16 protein-coding genes are annotated in these 19,460 nt (G+C 45.2%); 9 read left to right on the top strand and 7 right to left on the bottom strand.

Going from position 1 to position 19,460, the window contains the following annotated elements; all coding sequences use genetic code 11:
* Positions 1–92: 92 nt before the first annotated feature.
* Positions 93–857, bottom strand: a complete 765-nt coding sequence (locus C1S73_RS10045; protein ID WP_038870006.1) for a TatD family hydrolase — start codon at positions 855–857, stop codon at positions 93–95.
* Between the two features lie 186 nt (positions 858–1,043).
* Here C1S73_RS10045 and hemB point away from each other — a divergent pair, with 186 nt between their 5' ends.
* The 4 genes from hemB to spfP all read left to right on the top strand — a co-directional run bounded on the left by hemB (position 1,044) and on the right by spfP (position 6,305).
* Positions 1,044–2,105: a porphobilinogen synthase gene (hemB, locus tag C1S73_RS10040; protein WP_038870008.1), complete on the top strand. Its 1,062-nt coding sequence runs from the start codon at positions 1,044–1,046 to the stop codon at positions 2,103–2,105.
* 125 nt (positions 2,106–2,230) lie between these two features.
* Positions 2,231–2,665 carry a GNAT family N-acetyltransferase gene (locus C1S73_RS10035; protein ID WP_038870010.1) on the top strand — a complete coding sequence of 145 codons (435 nt, stop codon included), beginning with the start codon at positions 2,231–2,233 and terminating at the stop codon, positions 2,663–2,665.
* Between the two features lie 606 nt (positions 2,666–3,271).
* Positions 3,272–6,064, top strand: coding sequence for a DNA polymerase I (polA, locus tag C1S73_RS10025; protein WP_038870012.1), 2,793 nt, complete (start codon positions 3,272–3,274; stop codon positions 6,062–6,064).
* A gap of 193 nt (positions 6,065–6,257) precedes the next feature.
* Complete coding sequence (gene spfP / locus C1S73_RS28325; RefSeq protein WP_438356636.1) at positions 6,258–6,305, top strand: small protein SpfP; 48 nt, start codon at positions 6,258–6,260, stop codon at positions 6,303–6,305.
* Between the two features lie 516 nt (positions 6,306–6,821).
* Here the strand turns inward: spfP and yihA are convergent.
* On the bottom strand, positions 6,822–7,484 hold the full coding sequence (gene yihA, locus C1S73_RS10015) for a ribosome biogenesis GTP-binding protein YihA/YsxC (RefSeq protein WP_038870014.1): 663 nt from the start codon (positions 7,482–7,484) through the stop codon (positions 6,822–6,824).
* A 159-nt stretch (positions 7,485–7,643) separates the two neighbouring features.
* On the opposite strand from yihA, the gene C1S73_RS10010 reads away from it, so the two are divergent.
* The 5 genes from C1S73_RS10010 to hemN all read left to right on the top strand — a co-directional run bounded on the left by C1S73_RS10010 (position 7,644) and on the right by hemN (position 12,271).
* A complete protein-coding gene (locus C1S73_RS10010; protein WP_038870016.1) occupies positions 7,644–8,261 on the top strand; it encodes a c-type cytochrome in 618 nt (205 codons plus the stop codon).
* Between the two features lie 756 nt (positions 8,262–9,017).
* Positions 9,018–9,656, top strand: coding sequence for a class I SAM-dependent methyltransferase (locus C1S73_RS10000; RefSeq protein WP_038870124.1), 639 nt, complete (start codon positions 9,018–9,020; stop codon positions 9,654–9,656).
* Complete coding sequence (yihI, locus tag C1S73_RS09995) at positions 9,656–10,198, top strand: Der GTPase-activating protein YihI (protein ID WP_038870017.1); 543 nt, start codon at positions 9,656–9,658, stop codon at positions 10,196–10,198. Before C1S73_RS10000 ends, yihI begins: the two co-directional genes overlap by 1 nt.
* A gap of 7 nt (positions 10,199–10,205) precedes the next feature.
* Positions 10,206–10,694: a DUF2489 domain-containing protein gene (locus C1S73_RS09990; protein ID WP_038870019.1), complete on the top strand. Its 489-nt coding sequence runs from the start codon at positions 10,206–10,208 to the stop codon at positions 10,692–10,694.
* A gap of 185 nt (positions 10,695–10,879) precedes the next feature.
* The gene (gene hemN, locus C1S73_RS09985) at positions 10,880–12,271 is read left to right on the top strand and encodes an oxygen-independent coproporphyrinogen III oxidase (protein ID WP_038870022.1); all 1,392 of its coding nucleotides are present in this window, start codon (positions 10,880–10,882) and stop codon (positions 12,269–12,271) included.
* A gap of 68 nt (positions 12,272–12,339) precedes the next feature.
* Here the strand turns inward: hemN and add are convergent, their stop codons facing one another.
* The 5 genes from add to C1S73_RS09960 form a co-directional block, all read right to left on the bottom strand.
* A complete protein-coding gene (add, locus tag C1S73_RS09980) occupies positions 12,340–13,344 on the bottom strand; it encodes an adenosine deaminase (protein ID WP_038870023.1) in 1,005 nt (334 codons plus the stop codon).
* A gap of 151 nt (positions 13,345–13,495) precedes the next feature.
* Entirely contained in the window at positions 13,496–16,042 is a 2,547-nt protein-coding gene (gene gepA / locus C1S73_RS09975) for a phosphodiesterase GepA (RefSeq protein WP_038870025.1), read from the bottom strand.
* 112 nt (positions 16,043–16,154) lie between these two features.
* Positions 16,155–17,558, bottom strand: a complete 1,404-nt coding sequence (glnG, locus tag C1S73_RS09970; protein ID WP_038870027.1) for a nitrogen regulation protein NR(I) — start codon at positions 17,556–17,558, stop codon at positions 16,155–16,157.
* 59 nt (positions 17,559–17,617) lie between these two features.
* Positions 17,618–18,628 (bottom strand): nitrogen regulation protein NR(II), encoded by a 1,011-nt coding sequence (gene glnL, locus C1S73_RS09965; protein ID WP_216611206.1) that lies wholly within the window; start codon positions 18,626–18,628, stop codon positions 17,618–17,620.
* Positions 18,629–18,794: 166 nt separating this feature from the next.
* Positions 18,795–19,376, bottom strand: a complete 582-nt coding sequence (locus C1S73_RS09960; protein WP_038870031.1) for a DUF4124 domain-containing protein — start codon at positions 19,374–19,376, stop codon at positions 18,795–18,797.
* Positions 19,377–19,460 lie beyond the last annotated feature (84 nt).

Below are 19,460 nucleotides of genomic sequence, written 5' to 3'. Positions count from 1 at the left end.
GCTCTGTCTCAATAGCACGGATTTTTGAATTTATCAGCCGGTGCTATAGAAATAGAGTAAGGTGACTGAATGTGAGGCCTATAACCCTGAGGCTATTTGAGGTTAAACAGCGCTTCTGCGTTTTTGGTCGTTCGGGTGTCGATAGCTTCAAGGCTTTCCCCACGCAGTTCGGCCACGCGCGCCGCCACTAGAGAAGTATAAGCTGGCTCGTTGCGTTTACCACGATGTGGTACAGGTGCAAGGTAAGGACAGTCTGTCTCTAGAATCACCCAATTCATGTCCAGATGCGGGATAACTTTATCCATGCCGCCGTTTTTAAACGTAGAGACACCACCTAGACCTAAGTGGAATCCTAGCTCATTGATCGCTTGCGCTTCTTCTACGCTGCCACCGAAACAGTGGAATACGCCACGCAAGCGGCCGTCTTGTTCTTGACGCAGTAAGGTCAGCGTTTCTTCAATCGAGTCACGTGTGTGGATAACGACAGGCAAATCCATCTCTTTTGCCCAGTTTAACTGAGTCACAAACGCCATTTCTTGTTCCGCGCGGAAGGTTTTATCCCAGTACAGGTCGATACCGATTTCACCCACTGCAATGAAGTTGTGCTTTTCAAACCAACCACGAATGATTTCTAGTGTTTGCTCAATATTGCCATCTACATAACATGGATGCAGACCCATCATTGAGCGACAAACCTCAGGATAAGCCGCCTCGGTTTTTAGCATCGGCTCAATAGATTCAAGATCGATGTTTGGTAGCAGAATTCTATCAATGCCTTGTTCTAAAGCACGTTTCACCACCTCGTCGCGGTCGTTATCAAATTCGCTAGCGTAAATATGAGCGTGAGTATCGATCATGGTTGGTCTCTATGGTTCATCGGTGTATGGAATTAGTGAGAAGTATACTTGAGTGTGAGTGCTGGGTCATTTTCGGTTTTTTTCATGCCGTTTTTCCATATTGCTGCTCGCAAGGTGCATCAAGAGTGATATGATTTTGCCACCAGATGATTTGATCATCGTAACCTTCCAGACAAGGAGAAAGTGGTGTCTGTATCAATTCAAGGTCCATTCCCTGCACGCCGTATGCGTCGTATGCGTAAGCACGATTTTAGTCGTCGTCTGATGGCTGAAAACCAAGTTTCAGTAAACGATCTGATTTACCCAATGTTCATTTTGATGGGCAAAGATCGTCGTGAAAGTGTTGAATCGATGCCGGGTGTAGAACGTTTGTCGATTGATTTAATGCTAGAAGAAGCACAATACCTAGCAAACCTAGGCGTACCAGCAATCGCGCTTTTCCCTGTCGTAAACCAAGACGCTAAAAGCTTATGTGCTGCTGAAGCTTACAACCCTGAAGGTTTAGTTCAGCGCGCAGTACGTGCATTAAAAGAGCACGTGCCTCAAATCGGTGTGATCACAGATGTGGCACTCGACCCGTTCACTACTCACGGCCAAGACGGCATCATCGATGAAGATGGCTACGTGATGAATGATGAGACAACCGAAGTTCTCGTAAAACAAGCGCTTTCTCACGCAGAAGCAGGCGCTGACGTGGTTGCACCATCAGACATGATGGATGGTCGTATCGGCAAAATCCGTGAAGCACTAGAAGAAGCGAGTCACATCCATACTCAAATTATGGCTTACTCTGCGAAATACGCATCAAACTACTACGGTCCATTCCGTGATGCCGTTGGTTCATCAGCGAACCTAAAGGGCGGCAACAAGAAAAACTACCAAATGGACCCTGCGAATACAGATGAAGCGCTACATGAAGTGGCTCTTGATATCAATGAAGGCGCTGACATGGTGATGGTTAAGCCAGGCATGCCTTACCTTGATGTGGTTCGCCGTGTTAAGACTGAGCTTCAAGTTCCAACGTTCGCTTACCAAGTTTCGGGTGAGTACGCGATGCATAAAGCAGCCATCATGAATGGTTGGCTGAAAGAGCGCGAGACAGTGATGGAATCGCTACTTTGCTTCAAACGTGCAGGCGCAGATGGCATCCTGACTTACTTCGCGAAAGATGTAGCAGAGTGGCTAGCGGAAGAAAACGCACAACCTGTAGAGCACCTAGTCAAAGCGCAAGAAGCGACAGACGAGTAATTATCGCTCAATGAGAAAAGCCAGACCGACAATTGTTGTCGGTCTGAATATACCCAAGTAACCTCAAGACGGAATACACACGGCTTGAAGTTACTTGGGTATATTTATTTCTGGAGAGTAAGACAATGACAATGCTGATTCGTGAAGGCACGCTGGAAGAGGCGATCCAAGTGGTAGCTCGTGTTACTGAGTTTGCACATGGTGAGACGGTTGAATCCATGGCTGAGCGCCTAGGAGATAAAAAAAGTTTAATCCTAGTGGCTGAGAAAGCAGGGACGATCCTAGGTTTTAAAATCGGCTACGAGTTAGATGAATATACCTTCTACAGTTGGTTTGGTGGCGTAGCACCAGAAGCGCGCAATGAAGGCGTGGCGCAAATGTTATTAGAAGCGCAAGAGGAATGGGTAGTAGAGCAGGGGTACAAAACTTTAAAAGTGAAATCTCGTAACCAATTCCCTGCCATGCTTCGCTTGTTGCTAAGAAATGAATACATTATTGAAAAGTTTGAAGAAAAACCGAACTTACGTGAGTCTAGAGTGCACTTCATTAAGGCGCTATAAAAAATAAATGAGATTTTTTCTCATTTAGGTATTGACTGTTAAATGAGAATCATTATTATTAAACCTGTCTTAGGGAATGAGGAAAGTTCACAAGGACGTTGAATTGCTAATTAACCGAGTGTTGAGAAGGTAATGAAACATTTTCCCCAGAACTTGCACTAATTCTTTTTGACACGACATTGCTCACATTGCTTCCAGTGTAATTTATAGCTTCTTGGTTAAGCAGCCATACAAATGGAAATAGCTTTACCACTTCTGCTAGGCGACCCAATTGGGTCGCTTTTTTCTTTTCTGTGATTTCTAATTGACGCCTCTATCGGCAACTTTTCCACATGTCATGATCATTTCAGGATCGTTGATCTTGTCTTTTGTTTTAAAAAAATCACCACTAAAACAATGGCTTATATTTGTTTTTTTCTGTCTTTATTTCCATGGGATAACCAGTGGATAATTTCTATAAACAGAGTTATCCACAGTGAGAGGTGTTTTTCGTGAATAACATCGGAAAATTTCCGCGAACTTGATCGAGCGAACAAGATAGATTCGGATCAGCAGTCATGGCATTCTAAGCAGATCTATTAAGTACTGATTTGGATACAGACAATTATGGCAAGTATTCCTGAAAATCCGTTGATTCTGATCGACGGTTCTTCTTATCTATATCGCGCTTTTCACGCTTACCCAGGCACGATGAGTAACGGTGAAATTCCAACTAACGCAGTTTACGGTGTGGTGAACATGTTACGCAGTATGATGCGTCAGTTTGCTTCGGATCGCATTGCGGTGGTTTTCGATGCGAAGGGTAAAACCTTCCGAGACGATATGTACCCAGAATACAAAGCGAACCGTCCACCAATGCCGGATGATCTTCGTTGCCAAATTGAGCCACTGCATAACGTCATTCGTGCAATGGGTCTGCCACTGATCTGTATTCCTGGCGTAGAAGCTGATGATGTTATCGGAACTTTGGCTTATCAAGCATCACAACAGGGCATGCCGGTTTTGATCAGTACAGGCGATAAAGACATGGCCCAGCTTGTCGATGATAACGTCACCTTGATCAATACCATGACTAACGTCGTGATGGATCGTGAAGGGGTGATTGAGAAGTTTGGTATTCCACCAGAGCTGATCATCGATTACCTAGCGTTGATGGGCGATAAAGTCGACAACATCCCCGGCGTTCCGGGTGTTGGTGATAAAACTGCAACTGCACTTCTGCAGGGGATCGGCGGTCTAACTAAGCTGTATGAAAACCTCGACGATATTGCTGCGCTTGGTTTCCGTGGTTCCAAAACCATGGCGAAGAAGCTTGTGGACAACAAAGACGATGCGATGATGTCTTATGAGTTGGCAACCATCAAGTTGGATGTGGAGCTGGAAGAGACGCCAGAATCATTGCTAAAAGCAGAGCCAAGCACAGATGAGCTGATCAAACTGTACGGTCAGTTGACGTTCAAGTCTTGGTTGAATGAGTTATTAGAAGGCGGCACAGGTGTCGTAGAAGCGGATGAATCAACTGGCGCAGTGCGTGGTGGTTCTGCTTCATCTAAAGCAGATATGGACACCTCAGCAGTAAAAATCGACCGTAGCCAATACGAAACCATCCTGGATGAAGCTTCATTTAATGCTTGGTTAGACAAACTAAAAGCGTCTGAGTTATTTGCGTTTGATACCGAAACCGACAGCCTAGATTACATGGTGGCAAACCTAGTAGGTCTATCATTTGCGACCGATGAAGGCATTGCGGCTTATGTACCAGTGGCCCATGACTATCTAGATGCGCCTCAGCAACTTGATCGTGATTGGGTACTCGAACAGCTTAAGCCAATTCTTGAAGATGAAGCTCAATCGAAAGTTGGCCAAAACTTAAAATACGACGCATCTGTGCTAGCTCGCTACGGCATTGAGATGAAAGGTATCAAGCACGACACTATGTTAGCGTCTTACGTTTACAACAGCGTAGGTGGCAAACACGATATGGACAGCTTGGCACTGCGCTTTCTACAACACAGCTGCATTTCATTCGAGCAAATCGCAGGTAAAGGTAAGAATCAACTGACCTTCAACCAAATCGATCTGGATGAAGCTTCACCATACGCAGCGGAAGATGCGGACGTGACACTTCGTCTACATAACCGTTTGTTTGCCAACATCGAGCAAGATGAGAAGCTAAAAACCGTATACGAAGAAATCGAAATGCCACTTGTACCAGTGCTGTCTCGCATTGAACGCACAGGTGTACTGATTGATGACATGAAGCTTAGTGCGCAGTCGGTAGAGATCGCCGCACGTCTGGATGAGCTTGAGCAGAAAGCCTATGAGATTGCAGAGCAAGAGTTCAACATGAACTCACCGAAGCAGTTGCAAGCACTTCTGTTTGAGAAAATGGGTCTGCCAGTCATCAAGAAGACACCATCAGGGACGCCTTCTACTAATGAAGAAGTGCTGCAAGAACTGGCTCTGGATTACCCACTACCAAAACTGATTTTGGAATACCGTGGTCTGGCGAAGTTAAAATCAACGTACACCGACAAATTACCGAAGATGATTAACCCATCAACGGGCCGTGTGCATACTTCTTACCACCAAGCGGTTACTGCAACGGGACGTCTATCTTCAACCGATCCTAACTTGCAGAACATTCCAATTCGTAACGAAGAAGGTCGTCGTATTCGTCAGGCATTTATTGCACCGACGGGATATAAGATCTTGGCAGTCGACTACTCTCAAATTGAATTGCGTATTATGGCGCACCTGTCAGGTGACCAAGCGCTGCTTGATGCGTTCCGTGATGGTAAAGATATCCATGCAGCAACGGCGGCAGAAATCATGGGTGTTTCTATCGATCAAGTCTCAAGTGAACAGCGTCGTCGTGCAAAAGCGGTTAACTTTGGTTTGATTTACGGCATGAGCGCATTTGGCTTAGCAAAACAGCTCGGTATTCCGCGTGGTGAAGCGCAGGCTTACATGGACAAGTACTTCGAACGTTACCCTGGTGTAATGCAGTACATGGAAGACACGCGTAGTACTGCTTCTGCACAAGGTTACGTAGAGACGATTTTTGGTCGTCGTCTGCATCTTCCAGAAATTCAATCTCGTAACGGTATGCGTCGTAAAGCTGCTGAGCGTGCCGCGATTAACGCGCCGATGCAGGGTACCGCTGCGGATATCATCAAGAAAGCGATGTTATTAGTGGATGAGTGGATTCAGCAAGAAGGTAATGGTCGAGTGAAACTTCTCATGCAAGTGCACGATGAATTGGTTTTTGAAGTTGAAGAGTCTTCTTTGTCCGAAATTGAAAATAAAGTACAGAATTTGATGGAATCTGCAGCAGAACTGAAAGTGCCTCTAGTGGCAGAAGCAGGTCACGGTGATAACTGGGACCAAGCACACTAGTCACTTTTAAATCAATTTTACTAATTAAACATGAGCCAGCGCACAAACGCTGGCTTTTTTGTGCTAATAAAAAAGCAATTCAATTGTGAGAATTATTGTTGCTTAATAAAACTTTCATGAAAAAAAATTACAAAAATTCTTTGCAAATCTGACCAATTGTTGTACATTATCTCTCGTAGGGTACAGAGGTAAGATGTTCTATCTTTCAGACCTTTTGTTTCACGTTATTGGATTAGGCTGATTCAGCCGCCCCAGTCAGTTTTTGACTGGGGCGTTTTTTATTGGGCGAAAGAAAATTTTTCTTTTTGATCAATAAGTTAAAATAGTCCACAAAAATGCACTTCTTTAGACCTCTCTAAGTTACTGTCAAATCTAGCTTTTTCACTCCAATTTATTGCGTTATTCATGCTGTAAATTTACGCCAGTCACACTATTATTTTTTCTCGAAAGAAACTAAGTTACGTCTTTTTGATGTTCTGCTTAACTTAACTATATGAATAATAGGGCTATTGTGTCGTGTGGGTGAGGGTGTTTGGTTTGAGGTATAAGATAAGATTGCTTTTTAACCTATTGAAATCGAATCTCAGTTCAGTAATGCTTCGCCTCATAACAATAATTACCAATTTTTCTCTCCCGTTATCCCTGCCAGGAAGGTGGGGATTTTTATTGCCTGAAATTCACCTTTCTTGCCCCCAGATAAGCAAAAGCCCCACCAAAAGGCAGGGCTGTGTCGAAAAAATTTAACAAATTTTGTTAATTATTCTTCGTTGCTCTCTTGAGCGTCATCTTGTTCGTCTTCTTCAAGAAGGTGTGCGATTGCCGGTGCAAACCAAACGTCCAGTTTGGCACGAAGCTGATCAACTCCCAGACCTTTCAATGAAGAGAACACATCAACCGATACATCGCCACCAAACGTCTCTGCTTGTTTGCGAATTTTCAGTAGTACCTGTTTACGAGCGCCGCTTTTTAGCTTGTCAGCTTTAGTCAGCAGTACTTGCACAGGGATGCGGCTGTCGATTGCCCAGAAAATCATTTGCTGGTCGAGATCTTTCATTGGGTGACGAATGTCCATTAGAACCACGAGACCTTTTAGACACTCACGTTTCTGTAGGTATTCACCTAATGACTTTTGCCATTTGTTCTTCATCTCAACCGGTACTTGAGCGAAGCCGTATCCTGGCAAATCGACGATATGACAACCTTCTTGTACTTTGAAAAGGTTGATCAATTGAGTACGACCTGGGGTCTTTGATGTCTTCGCTAGACTTTTTTGGTTAGTCAGGCGATTCAGTGCACTCGATTTACCAGCGTTTGAGCGTCCTGCAAACGCAATTTCGACACCTTCGTCCTCCGGTAAGTGACGAATATCGGGTGCGCTGGTGATGAAATGCGTGTTTTGGTAATGAATTTTTACGCTCACTGTTAACTCCATCTCGACTTTGTGTAGTCGATTGATTACTTTTTTGTGAAATTGTGTAAAATAACCGTGCTCGGCATAAGGTCGCCTATTGTACCATGAGTGTATGCGGTATGTTCACATTCCGTGGTACTGGAAGCTTGATAATTATAATGGAATGTCATGAAGAAATTAGCGCTAATTTTGAGTCTTTTAGCCAGTTGCTCAGTATGGGCCCAAGGTAATATTGAAGCTGGTAAAGCAAAATCACAAACCTGTGTCGCCTGTCACGGAGCAGATGGTAACAGTGCACTAGCAATGTACCCGAATCTTGCAGGCCAACACGCTAAGTATCTTGAGAAGCAATTAAAAGATCTAAAACTAGGTATGACTAGTGGTGGTAAACAAGGTCGTTACGATCCTGTAATGAGTGGTATGGCTATGCCACTAAGTGATGAAGACATCGCGGATCTATCTGCTTACTATGCCTCTTTACCTATTGCAGAGAGCTCAACCCCTGAAAATGTGGTCGAGCAAGGTAAGGTACTTTACACCGCTGGTGATGCAGTGCGTGGTCTAACCGCATGTATCGCGTGTCACGGTCCTCGTGGTAACGGCACTGAGCTTTCAGGTTTCCCTAAAATTTCTGGTCAGCAAGCTGACTACATCAAAGCTCAGTTAGAGAAGTTCCGTGATGGTGCTCGTGGTAACGATATGAATGCCATGATGCGTGACATCGCAAAGAAAATGACAGACGAAGACATCGAAGTTCTGTCGAAATACGTTGGCGGTCTGCACTAAGCCCCTACACCGCGTTCGAGCAAAGTTATACAGGAATGCCCCAACTATTGGTTGGGGCATTTTTGTTTGTGGCTTTGTGTGATCTCGATCTTATTCAATGTTAAACATAAAAGTGATAGATAGCTTGAAGCCTTGTGAGACATTTGCCATACGTGATCGATGCGATTTCTCTCTATAACTTTTAAGTTATTGATAAAGTGGGTTATTTATTTATGGCAAAAAATTAGTGTCATTAATTGCTTTTGGTGACTTGTTGGTTTTTACGAAACCCGTAAAGTAGACGGTGTTCACAAGGAGTGAACCTCAGGAATTTAGACCATGGATATAAGGTCTCCAAGGACGCAAGCGAAGGACGTTTGGTAGTCGGAAAAGGGACTTAGATAGGCAAGGAGCCTATCAGATATGGATGGTCATCTAGTCTAACGGTTAAGACAGCGAAACGGATCAGGCTTCAGGAAGTAGCTCAGTAAACAGGAAGTGAAAGGATAGCCAAAACTCATCAGGAAGATGAAGAACAACACTTTTTGGCAGGGAAAGCTTGAAAAACAAAAGGATTCTTGGTGCACCAGATGTGTGCAACACAGTTTCGCCACTTATTGGTGGCATTCAGAAAGCGACAGTCTCACTGTCGCTTTTTTTATATTCATTTTTGCCAATCAAAGTTTTTTAACAAAAACTGCTGAAAAAGTATCCAGCAACACTCCAATCTGTGTCCACTTTCTGGTATGTTTCGCATCCCTGTTTGAGGAAGTCAGCATGCATACCTGTCCTTTATGCCAGAATCAGCGCACTCACCACTTTTTTGAAGATAAGCGACGCGAGTATCTTCAGTGTGAACAGTGCAGTTTGGTATTCGTCAATCCAGACCAACGTTTGGATGCGAAAACTGAAAAAGCTCACTATGATCTGCATGAGAACAATCCTGAAGATATGGGATATCGACATTTTTTGTCGCGAATTGCTGACCCAATCGCAGAGCGAATTTTACCACAATCGAACGGAATCGACTTTGGTTGTGGTCCAGGCCCTACGCTTTCATTAATGTTAGAAGAAGCGGGGCACAACATGGCGTTGTATGATCTTTACTATCACCCTAATACATCGGTGTTAGAAAAGCAGTATGACTTCATGACAGCAACAGAGGTGATCGAACACCTCTACCACCCCGATGTGGTGTGGAAGCAATGGTTGAATTTAGTTAAGCCAGGTGGCTGGATAGGCCTGATGACGAAAATGGTCATCGATGTAGAAGCCTTTCAATCATGGCATTATAAGAACGATCCTACTCACGTGGTGTTCTTTAGCCGTGAAACGTTCCAGTTCCTAGCTGAGCGGGATAAGCTCGAACTCGAATTTATTGGTAATGATGTAATTTTACTGAGGAAAGCCCAGTAATGAGCCGTAGTAAAAAATCTAGAAAGCCAGGTGCAGCAGGCGCACCTGAGTTTGTTGTCACTCGTAACCGCACAGAATCTGACGTTGAAGGCCGTCTACGCAAGCGCGCTAAAAAGCGTAAAGGCTTGAAGACAGGTAACCGTAACTCAGAAGTGAATGAACAGAAGAAGCAATCGGCTGCCCAAAATCGTGATCCACGTTTAGGTAGTAAGAAGAAAATTCCTCTGATCGTTGAGCCAGCGAAGAAGATGACAAAACAAGAGCGTCGCCTATCGGCTGAGCAAGAGCTAGAGATGCTAGAAAACGATGCGCAATTGAACGTGTTGTTGGATCGCATTGAAGCGGGTGAGAACCTAGGCACAGGTCTACAGAAGTTCGTAGATGAGAAGCTAGATCGCATCGAAAAACTGATGGACCAACTTGGTCTACTTGAGCCGGAAGAAGAGGAAGACTTCACCGCTCCTGCTGCTAAAGGCACTCGCAACGACGATGACCTACTAGCGGATTTCGATGACATCAACTTCGACGACTACAAAGGATAAGTAATTCATGAACGTAACCTTATTAGCGATTGCGGGTGCTGTGATCATTATCGCGCTGGCTTCATATGCAGGTTACCTTCTGCTTCAATTGAAAAAGCAAAAGGAATTGCAGCTGAAGCATAAAAAATTGGCGATCGATAAACGTAACGCCAACATTTTTGAGAACGTGCATACTTTGTGTCAGGCTGGCATTCAAGGCCAGTGTGATTTATCTGAAATCAGCATTCGTGTATACAACATCATGGACTATGTTCAGGGTGAAGACCGTGTGGATTTTGATAAAACGTACCCAGCGATTTCTGAGCTTTACCATATTGTGAAAGATATGGCGCGTGGTGAAGACCGACAGCAACTTGCGAAGAAAGAGCGTATGCAACAAAACTTGGATCGCCATAAAGCAGAGCAGCGCTTGACAGATACGATCGTAGAAGAACTCAAAGTGTTGCAAAAAAACGTCCAGCCACTGAATAACCAAATCAATATTCAGATGATCTAGTTTGTATCCCCAATGGTTTCCTTATTGCTATTGGGGGTATCGTGATCACGCTAGCACTTCTTTGGTTTTATACTTAAAAAGCCACCTGCGGTTACCGTTGTTGCCTTTGTCATATGGCAAAATAACGACCTCTGAATATTGGGTAACGATTTTCGTTGCCCTCGCATTTAACGGAAAGTACCACCATGTCGAATCAACATACTGAATCGAAGCAGCAAATTGTCTGGGATCAAGCGGTATTGGATAAGTACAACTATTCCGGTCCTCGCTATACGTCGTACCCAACGGCGCTGGAGTTTCATGAAGCATTTACCATTTCAGACTACGATATGGCATGCACTCAATACCCAGATCGTCCGTTATCTTTGTACGTTCATATTCCGTTTTGCCACAAGCTTTGCTACTACTGCGGCTGTAACAAGGTCATTACTCGTCATTCGCACAAAGCAGACGAATACCTAGACGTACTGGAGCATGAAATTCGTCAACGCGCATCGTTGCTTGGTGAGCGTACAGTCACTCAACTGCACTTTGGTGGTGGTACACCAACTTTCTTGTCTGAAAAACAAATCACTCGTGTGATGGATTTATTGCGCCAAGAATTTATCTTTAATGCGGACGCTGAAATCAGTATTGAGGTGGACCCGCGTGAAATCGAACTAACCATGCTGGATCATCTGCGCAGTGAAGGTTTCAATCGTCTGAGCATTGGTGTTCAGGACTTCAATAAAGAAGTTCAGCAGCTTGTGAATCGCGAGCAAGATGAAGAATTTATCTTTGCGATGGTCGCACGCGCCAAAGAGCTTGGCTTTCGTTCAACGAACCTCGATCTAATTTACGGCTTACCGAAGCAAACGAAGGTGTCCTTTGCTAAAACACTTGAGCAAGTGTTAGAAATGCAGCCGGGTCGTTTATCTGTGTTTAACTACGCGCATATGCCTCAGCTATTTGCTGCGCAGCGTAAGATTAAAGACGAGGATTTGCCGAAAGCTGAAGAGAAGATGGCGATTCTGCAAGACACGATCGCGACACTTACGGGAGCTGGTTACCAATTCATCGGTATGGACCACTTTGCGATGCCAGATGATGAACTTGCCGTCGCCCAGCGTGAAGGTATTTTGCACCGCAACTTCCAAGGCTACACCACGCAAGGTGAGTGTGATTTGGTCGGCTTTGGTGTTTCTGCGATTTCCATGATTGGTGATGCGTACGCGCAAAACCAAAAAGAGTTGAAGAAGTACTATGCTCAAGTGAATGACTTGCGTCATGCACTCTGGAAAGGGGTTTCTTTAGACTCAGATGATTTGCTACGCCGTGAGGTGATTAAGCAGCTTATCTGTAACTTTAAACTGGATAAGAAAGCGATTGAGTCTGAGTTTGCAGTGAAGTTCGAACAGTACTTCAAAGAAGATCTACAGCTTCTACAAACTTTCGTTGATGACAAGTTGGTAGAGGTGGATGAGCGTGAAATTCAGGTGACACTTCGTGGTCGCTTATTGATTCGTAATATCTGTATGTGCTTCGACAAGTACCTACGAGCGAAAGCGCGTCAGCAGCAATTCTCTCGCGTTATCTAAGCTCTCAATAGATTCCGGATATAAAAAATGCCAGCAAATGCTGGCATTTTTTATGTCTTTCGCGGCAATTAAACGCGATCTTTCACTTTCTCTTTCAGTTCAGTTTTTTCTGCATCTGATAGGAAAGCGATGTCTAGACCGTTGATTTGCGCTTGGCGAATTTGCTCTTTAGTCAGACCTGCTGCTGGTGCTGCCACTTCGTATTCGTATGGCAGTTCAATACCTTCAACTGCTGGGTCGTCCGTGTTCAGACACGCCAGCACACCGTGCTCTAGGAATTGCTTAAGCGGGTGGTTAGCTAGCGATTCAACCGTACTCGTTTGGAAGTTTGACGTCAGGCAAGATTCAATACCAATGCGGTTTTCTGCTAGGTAATCCATTAGTTTAGGATCGTGAATCGCTTTTACACCATGACCGATACGAGTTGCACCTAACTCTTGAATTGCCTGCCACATGCTTTCTGCGCCCGCCGCTTCACCCGCGTGAACAGTAACACTTAGGCCTGCATCACGGACTTGCTTGAAGTGAGAGACAAAACGGTCACCTGGTTGGCCAAGCTCATCACCTGCTAGGTCAACGGCTACGATGTGATCTTTTTGGCTCAGGATACCATCCAGCTCTTGCTGACAAGCATCAGTACCAAATGTACGGCTCATAATGCCAATCAGGTTCGCCTTGACACCGAAATCACGCATACCCGCTTGCACACCATCAACCACGGCTTCCACAACGCCTGCCACTGGCAGTTTGTGTTTCATCGCCATGTAGTATGGTGAGAAGCGAAGTTCAGTGTAGTCGATTTGTGCGTTTAGAGCGTCTTCTACGTTTTCATAAGCGACACGACGACATGCGTCTAGATCGCCCAGTACTGCCACACCCCAGTCAAGCTTAGAAAGGAAAGCAACAAGAGATGGCTCAGCTTCAACAATTTGAACGTGTGGAGTAAGAGACTCAATATCATAAGCTGGTAGCGCAATACCAAACTGCTGACCAAGCTCAAGAATAGTCTTAGTGCGAATGTTACCGTCAAGGTGACGGTGCAAATCAGTCAGGGGAAGATTCTTAGTTATCATTATGTCGATCCGGGTTGTATGTTGTGAACAGGAACTCAGCCCAAACATTATCGATGACAATACATGGGGAAGATTTGCAGTTAAGTATAAATAACAGTTAGGTAGATTGTCAGTAGATGATGACTAGGAAATCAACGATTTCAGCTCTTTTCTACTTCATGTTAACCAAATGTGTTGGCCAGTCTTCCAGCGGTAATGGGCGGCTATAGTAAAAACCTTGTACTTGGTTACAACCTAATGTGCTAAGCAGCTTTGCCTGCGTGGCTGTCTCTACGCCTTCTGCAACGACATTGGTTTTCATGCCTTTGGTGATGTTAACTATCGCGGCAACAACAGAGCTGTCGAGGTCTTCTTCAGTGAGTCGGTTGATAAAGGTGCGATCTATCTTCAAGCATGTAAATGGTAGCGCATGAAGGTACGCTAAAGATGAGTAACCAGTACCAAAATCATCAATGGCAATCCCTAATCCCATTTGACGCAGTTTGATCAGGTTATCCAATGTTGTTGGTGCACTATCAATGATACGAGACTCAGTAATTTCTAATGTGACATTATTGGCTGGCAATTGAGTCGTTTTCAGGACGCTGCTGACGGTGTCGACAAAGTCAGGACAAGAGAGTTGGTTTACTGAGACATTCACATGCAATTGGAAGTTCTCAGGCCACTGTTTTTTGTCGATGGCTTTACGTGTGTCACGGCATGCTTGGAAGAGTATTTGTTGCCCTATTGCTTTGATCATGCTGCTTTCTTCTGCGATTGGGATGAAATCTAATGGAGAAACCATTCCTGATTCACTGTGCCAACGAGCTAAAGCTTCTGCGCCACAAATGTTGCCGCTTGCCAGATCGACGATAGGTTGATAGTAGGGCACGAATTCACGATTATCGATGCCCGTCTGAATCTTGGCCTGCATTTGAGTGCGGAACTTTGAGGCGCTGGCCATTTCTGGGCTGTAGTGACAAACGCTAGCTAGCGAATCTTGCTTCGCATAGCTTAAGGCGATGCTTGCGTTGCGTAGCCACAGTGACATCGATTGCTCTGATTTTGTTCTGACTACCCCTATCGAAACCTTGATTACTACTGTTTCACCATCGAGTATGAAAGGCGCAGCAAGCAATTGCTGTAAGCGTCTTTCCATTAAACGAATATCACCGTCGCTGTGCATGTTTGGCATAAAGACCGCAAACTCATCACCACCAATACGAGCTAGCGTCGCTTCTTCTTTCAACTGTTGCTTAAGACGCTCAGCAACATGGATCAGGAGCTGATCACCATTGTGATGGCCGACACTGTCGTTGATATCCCTAAATTTGTTGATCCCAATGAGATACAAACTGCCTTGCTCTGCATGTGAGTTGTTTTCACTGACTTCAATGAGTCCTTGGCGGCTGTAGAGACGGGTTAATGAGTCGAATTCGAGCTGCTCTCGCAACGCTTTGAATGACGCTTTTAGATTACTGGCCATTTCATTAAAGGCTTGTACAAGGATGGTGGTTTCGTAGACATAGCCAGGGCGAGGCATCGTACTGTCCCAATCCCCTTTAGCCAGATGCTGCGCTGCTGTAGCGGTAGCATTGATAGGACGAGTGACGCGATTGAAGATCAGTAGACTGACAACGATGCCAAATAGACTCACTAAAAAGCCAACCATCCAGCTCCTTTGTTGGCTCTTGGGCAAGGTGCCGAGTAATTCACTCTCAGAGATGGAGGTGCCGATAAACCAAGTTAAGCCATTGCTGTCATGATAAGGCGTGATACGACTAAAAGTGCGCTGACCATTAAAGTCGAATTCGAACGTATAGGGTTTATCAGTGTAATTCAACACTTGTCGGCTAACTTGAGCAGCACTCATTTTTATGATTGGGTCGGCACTCTCTGATGCAAGCAAACGCTGGCCCTTATCGGAGAACTTAGTACCCCATGAAATCACACTGCCTTGTCCTGAGTGAGCAACTAAACGATGCTGTTGGTCCATGATATAGACGGAAGCATTGGTCTCTTGCTTTAACTCTTGTAAGAACTGATTGAAAGTGTTGATGCGTATATCTGTGACCAAGACGCCAGCAAATGTACCCATTTCGTAAACCGGCGTCATCGCAGAAAGAGTGATGTCTTGACGCTCATCAGCATTGGCATAAATCGATGACCAATGGGCTTTATGGTCTTGTGCTACGGGTTGATACCAAGGGCGAGTTCTTGGGTCATAAGGGGCGATGATAGTACGAATATCATCACTGACTTCTTCACTACCATAAATCACCAAACTGCCTTTGGTTCGGTAGTCTTGCACCATCAGGGTATATGCATCGGCTGCCTCGCGGCGAAAACCGGTAAAGTCACCTGTTTCTGAGCCAAAAGCGATCACATCGAGTTGCGGTATCGAGTGGTACAGATCTTTAAATGCGCTGAGCAAATAGGATTGAATGTCTTTCGTGTCATTCGGGTGGTAAAGGTTGTGATAACTGACGTTGTGGCCGAGTGCAGCGACGGCGGTAAAAGGTTTGCGTAAGTAATCATTCAAATGGTCGTGAACACTTTCTGTGAGTACAGAAAGTTGTTTATCACTGATGTCGGTAACAACTTCTTCGTAGCTCTGCTTTTGGACGTAAACAATCACACCGATAGCCAGCAAAAAAATCATCACAAAGGGGATGAGAACAGCAGTACGTAGTGTAATTTGAGTCGTCGCGTTAGACATTGCCTAGTCACAAAAGGGATGGTGTGCCGTAATTGTACTGACATTTAGGTTATCAAGCGAGATGAAAAATTTGCGCTTGATAACCATGCTCTAACGTCGTGACCGCTCGAAATCAGTACAGCTCTTTTAACTTTCTGGTTAAGGTATTGCGTCCCCAACCTAGTACTTTAGCGGCATCTTGCTTGTGACCTTTAGTATGTTCTAACGCAGCTTCCAATAAAATGCGTTCAAATTCTGGTAAAGCGAAGGAAAGTAGTTCTTTATCCCCAGCTTCTAACGCATGGCGTGCCCAGTCCGCTAATTGTTCTTGCCAACTGCCACTGCTTGTCTCGGTGATGATTTTTTTCTCTTCCAATAATTCAGCGGGCAGATCGCTTGGTAGCACTTCACTACCACTTGCCATTACGGTTAACCAACGACAAATGTTTTCTAATTGGCGCACGTTACCCGGCCAATCAAGACGATTAAGAATGTCGACAGAAGAAGGGTGCAAGGCTTTGGTTTCGACACCGAGCTCATCAGCCGCACGAACCAAGAAGTGTTGCGTTAACTTTTCGATGTCTTGTTTACGCTCTCTTAGCGCGGGGATTTGAACTCGAATAACGTTCAAGCGGTGGAATAAATCCTCACGGAAATCGCCTTCGTGGACCAATTTTTCTAGGTTTTGGTGGGTAGCGGCGACAATACGAACGTCGACTTGAATGGGTGAGTGGCCACCCACTCGATAAAACTGACCGTCGGCTAAAACACGTAATAAGCGAGTTTGAATATCTAATGGCATATCACCAATTTCATCCAAAAACAGCGTGCCACCATTGGCTTGCTCAAAGCGACCTTGGCGAACACTGTTTGCGCCAGTAAATGCGCCTTTTTCATGGCCGAACAATTCCGACTCAATTAAGTCTTTTGGAATCGCGGCCATATTGAGAGCAATAAAAGGTTTGTTGGCGCGCGGACTATGGCGGTGCAGAGCATGAGCTACCAGTTCTTTACCTGTACCTGATTCGCCGTTGATCAAAACGGAAATGGAAGAGCGAGATAGGCGACCGATGGCGCGAAACACTTCTTGCATCGCCGGTGCTTCACCGATGATTTCTGGTGTGTCGGTTGGAATCTCTTCTGGGAGCAATTGCTCACGTTTGTTTTCTTGGCTGTGGGCTATTGCACGTTCAACCAGAGTGAGGGTTTCATCAATATCAAATGGTTTTGGCAGATATTCGAATGCGCCTTTTTGGTAGGCATTTACAGCGGCGTCTAAATCCGAATGTGCCGTCATGATGATGACAGGTAGATCAGGATAGTCATGCTGAACTTGCTTTAGTAGCTCTAGTCCGTCGATACCCGGCATACGGATATCCGAAACCAACACGTCTGGTACTTCGCGCTCTAGCGCCATCAGTACACTTTCCCCGTCCGCGTAGGTTTCGCATTTAATGTTGGCTGATGAGAGTGTTTTCTCCATCACCCAGCGAATCGAACTGTCGTCATCGACGACCCAAACATATCCTTTACTCATGTATAAATCCTTGCAGCGAAAGCCTAAAAACTGACGAATACCAAAACCATTTAGCGTGGTCAGATTGGCAAATAAATCGTAAAAGTGGTGTGACCTGGCCAGCTTTCGACATCAATCTTGCCGTTGTGCTGGTCGATCAGGTTTTGTGAGATAGACAGTCCGAGCCCTGTTCCACCTTCACGGCCACTGACCATGGGATAGAACAACGTATCTTGTAATTCTGGTGGGATACCTGGACCGTTATCGGTGATTTCTATGCGAGCAGCGAGCTTGCAGCGTTGGCCGTGAATATTGGCTTGGTGCACCGTTCTGGTGCGTATGGTGATTTTACCGTGTTCTTGGTGAGACAGTATTTGTGCGGCATTGCTAACAATATTGAGCATCGCTTGCTCAATTTGGTCTGCATCCATTAGCAACTCTGGCAAGCTTGGATCGTAATCGCGTTCAACTACCACCGAATGCTGAGATTCCAGCTCAACCAATTGGCGTACCTTCTCCAACACTTGGTGAAGGTTCTCTAGCGTTTTCTTGCCTGGTTTTTGTGGTCCAAGTAATCGGTCTACCAAGGCTCTCAGGCGATCTGCTTGTTCAATGATGATATGCGTATATTCGGTTAGAGACGGATCGGGCAGCATTTTCTCCAATAGCTGTGCCGCGCCGCGTAGACCGCCCAGTGGATTCTTGATCTCATGTGCTAAGCCTCGCACCAACAACTTAGCCGCTTGTTGTTGAGCGTGTTGATTAAGCTCTTGAGTGAGTCGGCGTTGTTGATCTATCTTGCGCATCTCAACCAACAGCATTAATTGTTTTTGCCATGTGATTGGGCTGACGGTGACCTCTAACATTAAAGGCCGGCCATCGACAACAAAGGTAACGTCGCTGTCGGTAATACTTTGACCGCTTTGTAGTGGCTGGGTCAGTAAAGCCAGATCCAAAGACGCATGTTGAATCAATTGAGACAGTGATTGCTCGACAATGCGCTTAGCGCTTTGTGAAAACAGCAACTCAGCCGAAGGGTTGGCATAACGTACCGCCAATCCATCATCGAGAATCAACGTCGCTGTCACCATGTTATTGAGGATGGCACTGGAGAGACTAGTATCCACATTACGTCCTTGTTTGCGTTGTGATTGTGCGCTGCACTATATTGGTGCAATAGAACGTAAGTATGGCGAATAAATCTCAGAAGAAAAAGTGAAAAGCAGCGCGAGCGTGCGTTTTTTCTCACTTAATATTCTACTTTGCCCCTTTAATGGTCGGCTTGATACTCGCTCTATGTAAATGCACCGTTATAGGGCTAGTAGATGCAATAAGCTTGCCGCTTCTTTTCGCTTGTACCGCAAGGGTGTGAGTACCACGGTCAATGTTGCTGAGTTGCCAAGTGAGGCGGCTTTGAGGGGCTCCATAAGGCTTGCCATCAAGGATGAGTTGCAGTTGCTCTCCAATCCCTAGTTTGCGGTTGGCATCCAGTTGGATGTTGATTAACCCATTGTTACTTCTTATGGTTTCATCATGTTGAGGTGTGAGCATGGATAGGGAAAGCGGCACAGGTTTTTCGGTTTTTGCTTTCGGTGTATCAGCAGTCTCTTTTGGTACGCTGGCTTGAGGTGTTAAAGACTCCGTACTTTGTACCCGGGGAGCAGGTGCACTAGCCTCTAGGTTGGGAAGTGAAATGGTTTTTGCACCTTGATTGGGGGTGTCACTAAAGTGGATGACCCCGTCCTTATCTACCCAAGTGTAAGCGACTTGGGCACCAGCGGTCGACGCCATCAGCAAGGTACTGAGCGCGTACAGGGTTGGTAAAAGCTGAACTTTCATTGCTCACCTTCTTTTGATCGATGATTTCACGTTTCGGTTGCCTAGAACCTTGATCCATAAAGATAAAAGATTCAGGCGTATTTT

This window comes from Vibrio jasicida 090810c (assembly GCF_002887615.1).
Classification (GTDB): Bacteria; Pseudomonadota; Gammaproteobacteria; order Enterobacterales; family Vibrionaceae; genus Vibrio; species Vibrio jasicida.
Note: the sequence above shows the minus strand (reverse complement) of the source record. Positions and strands in the feature narration are given on the sequence as shown.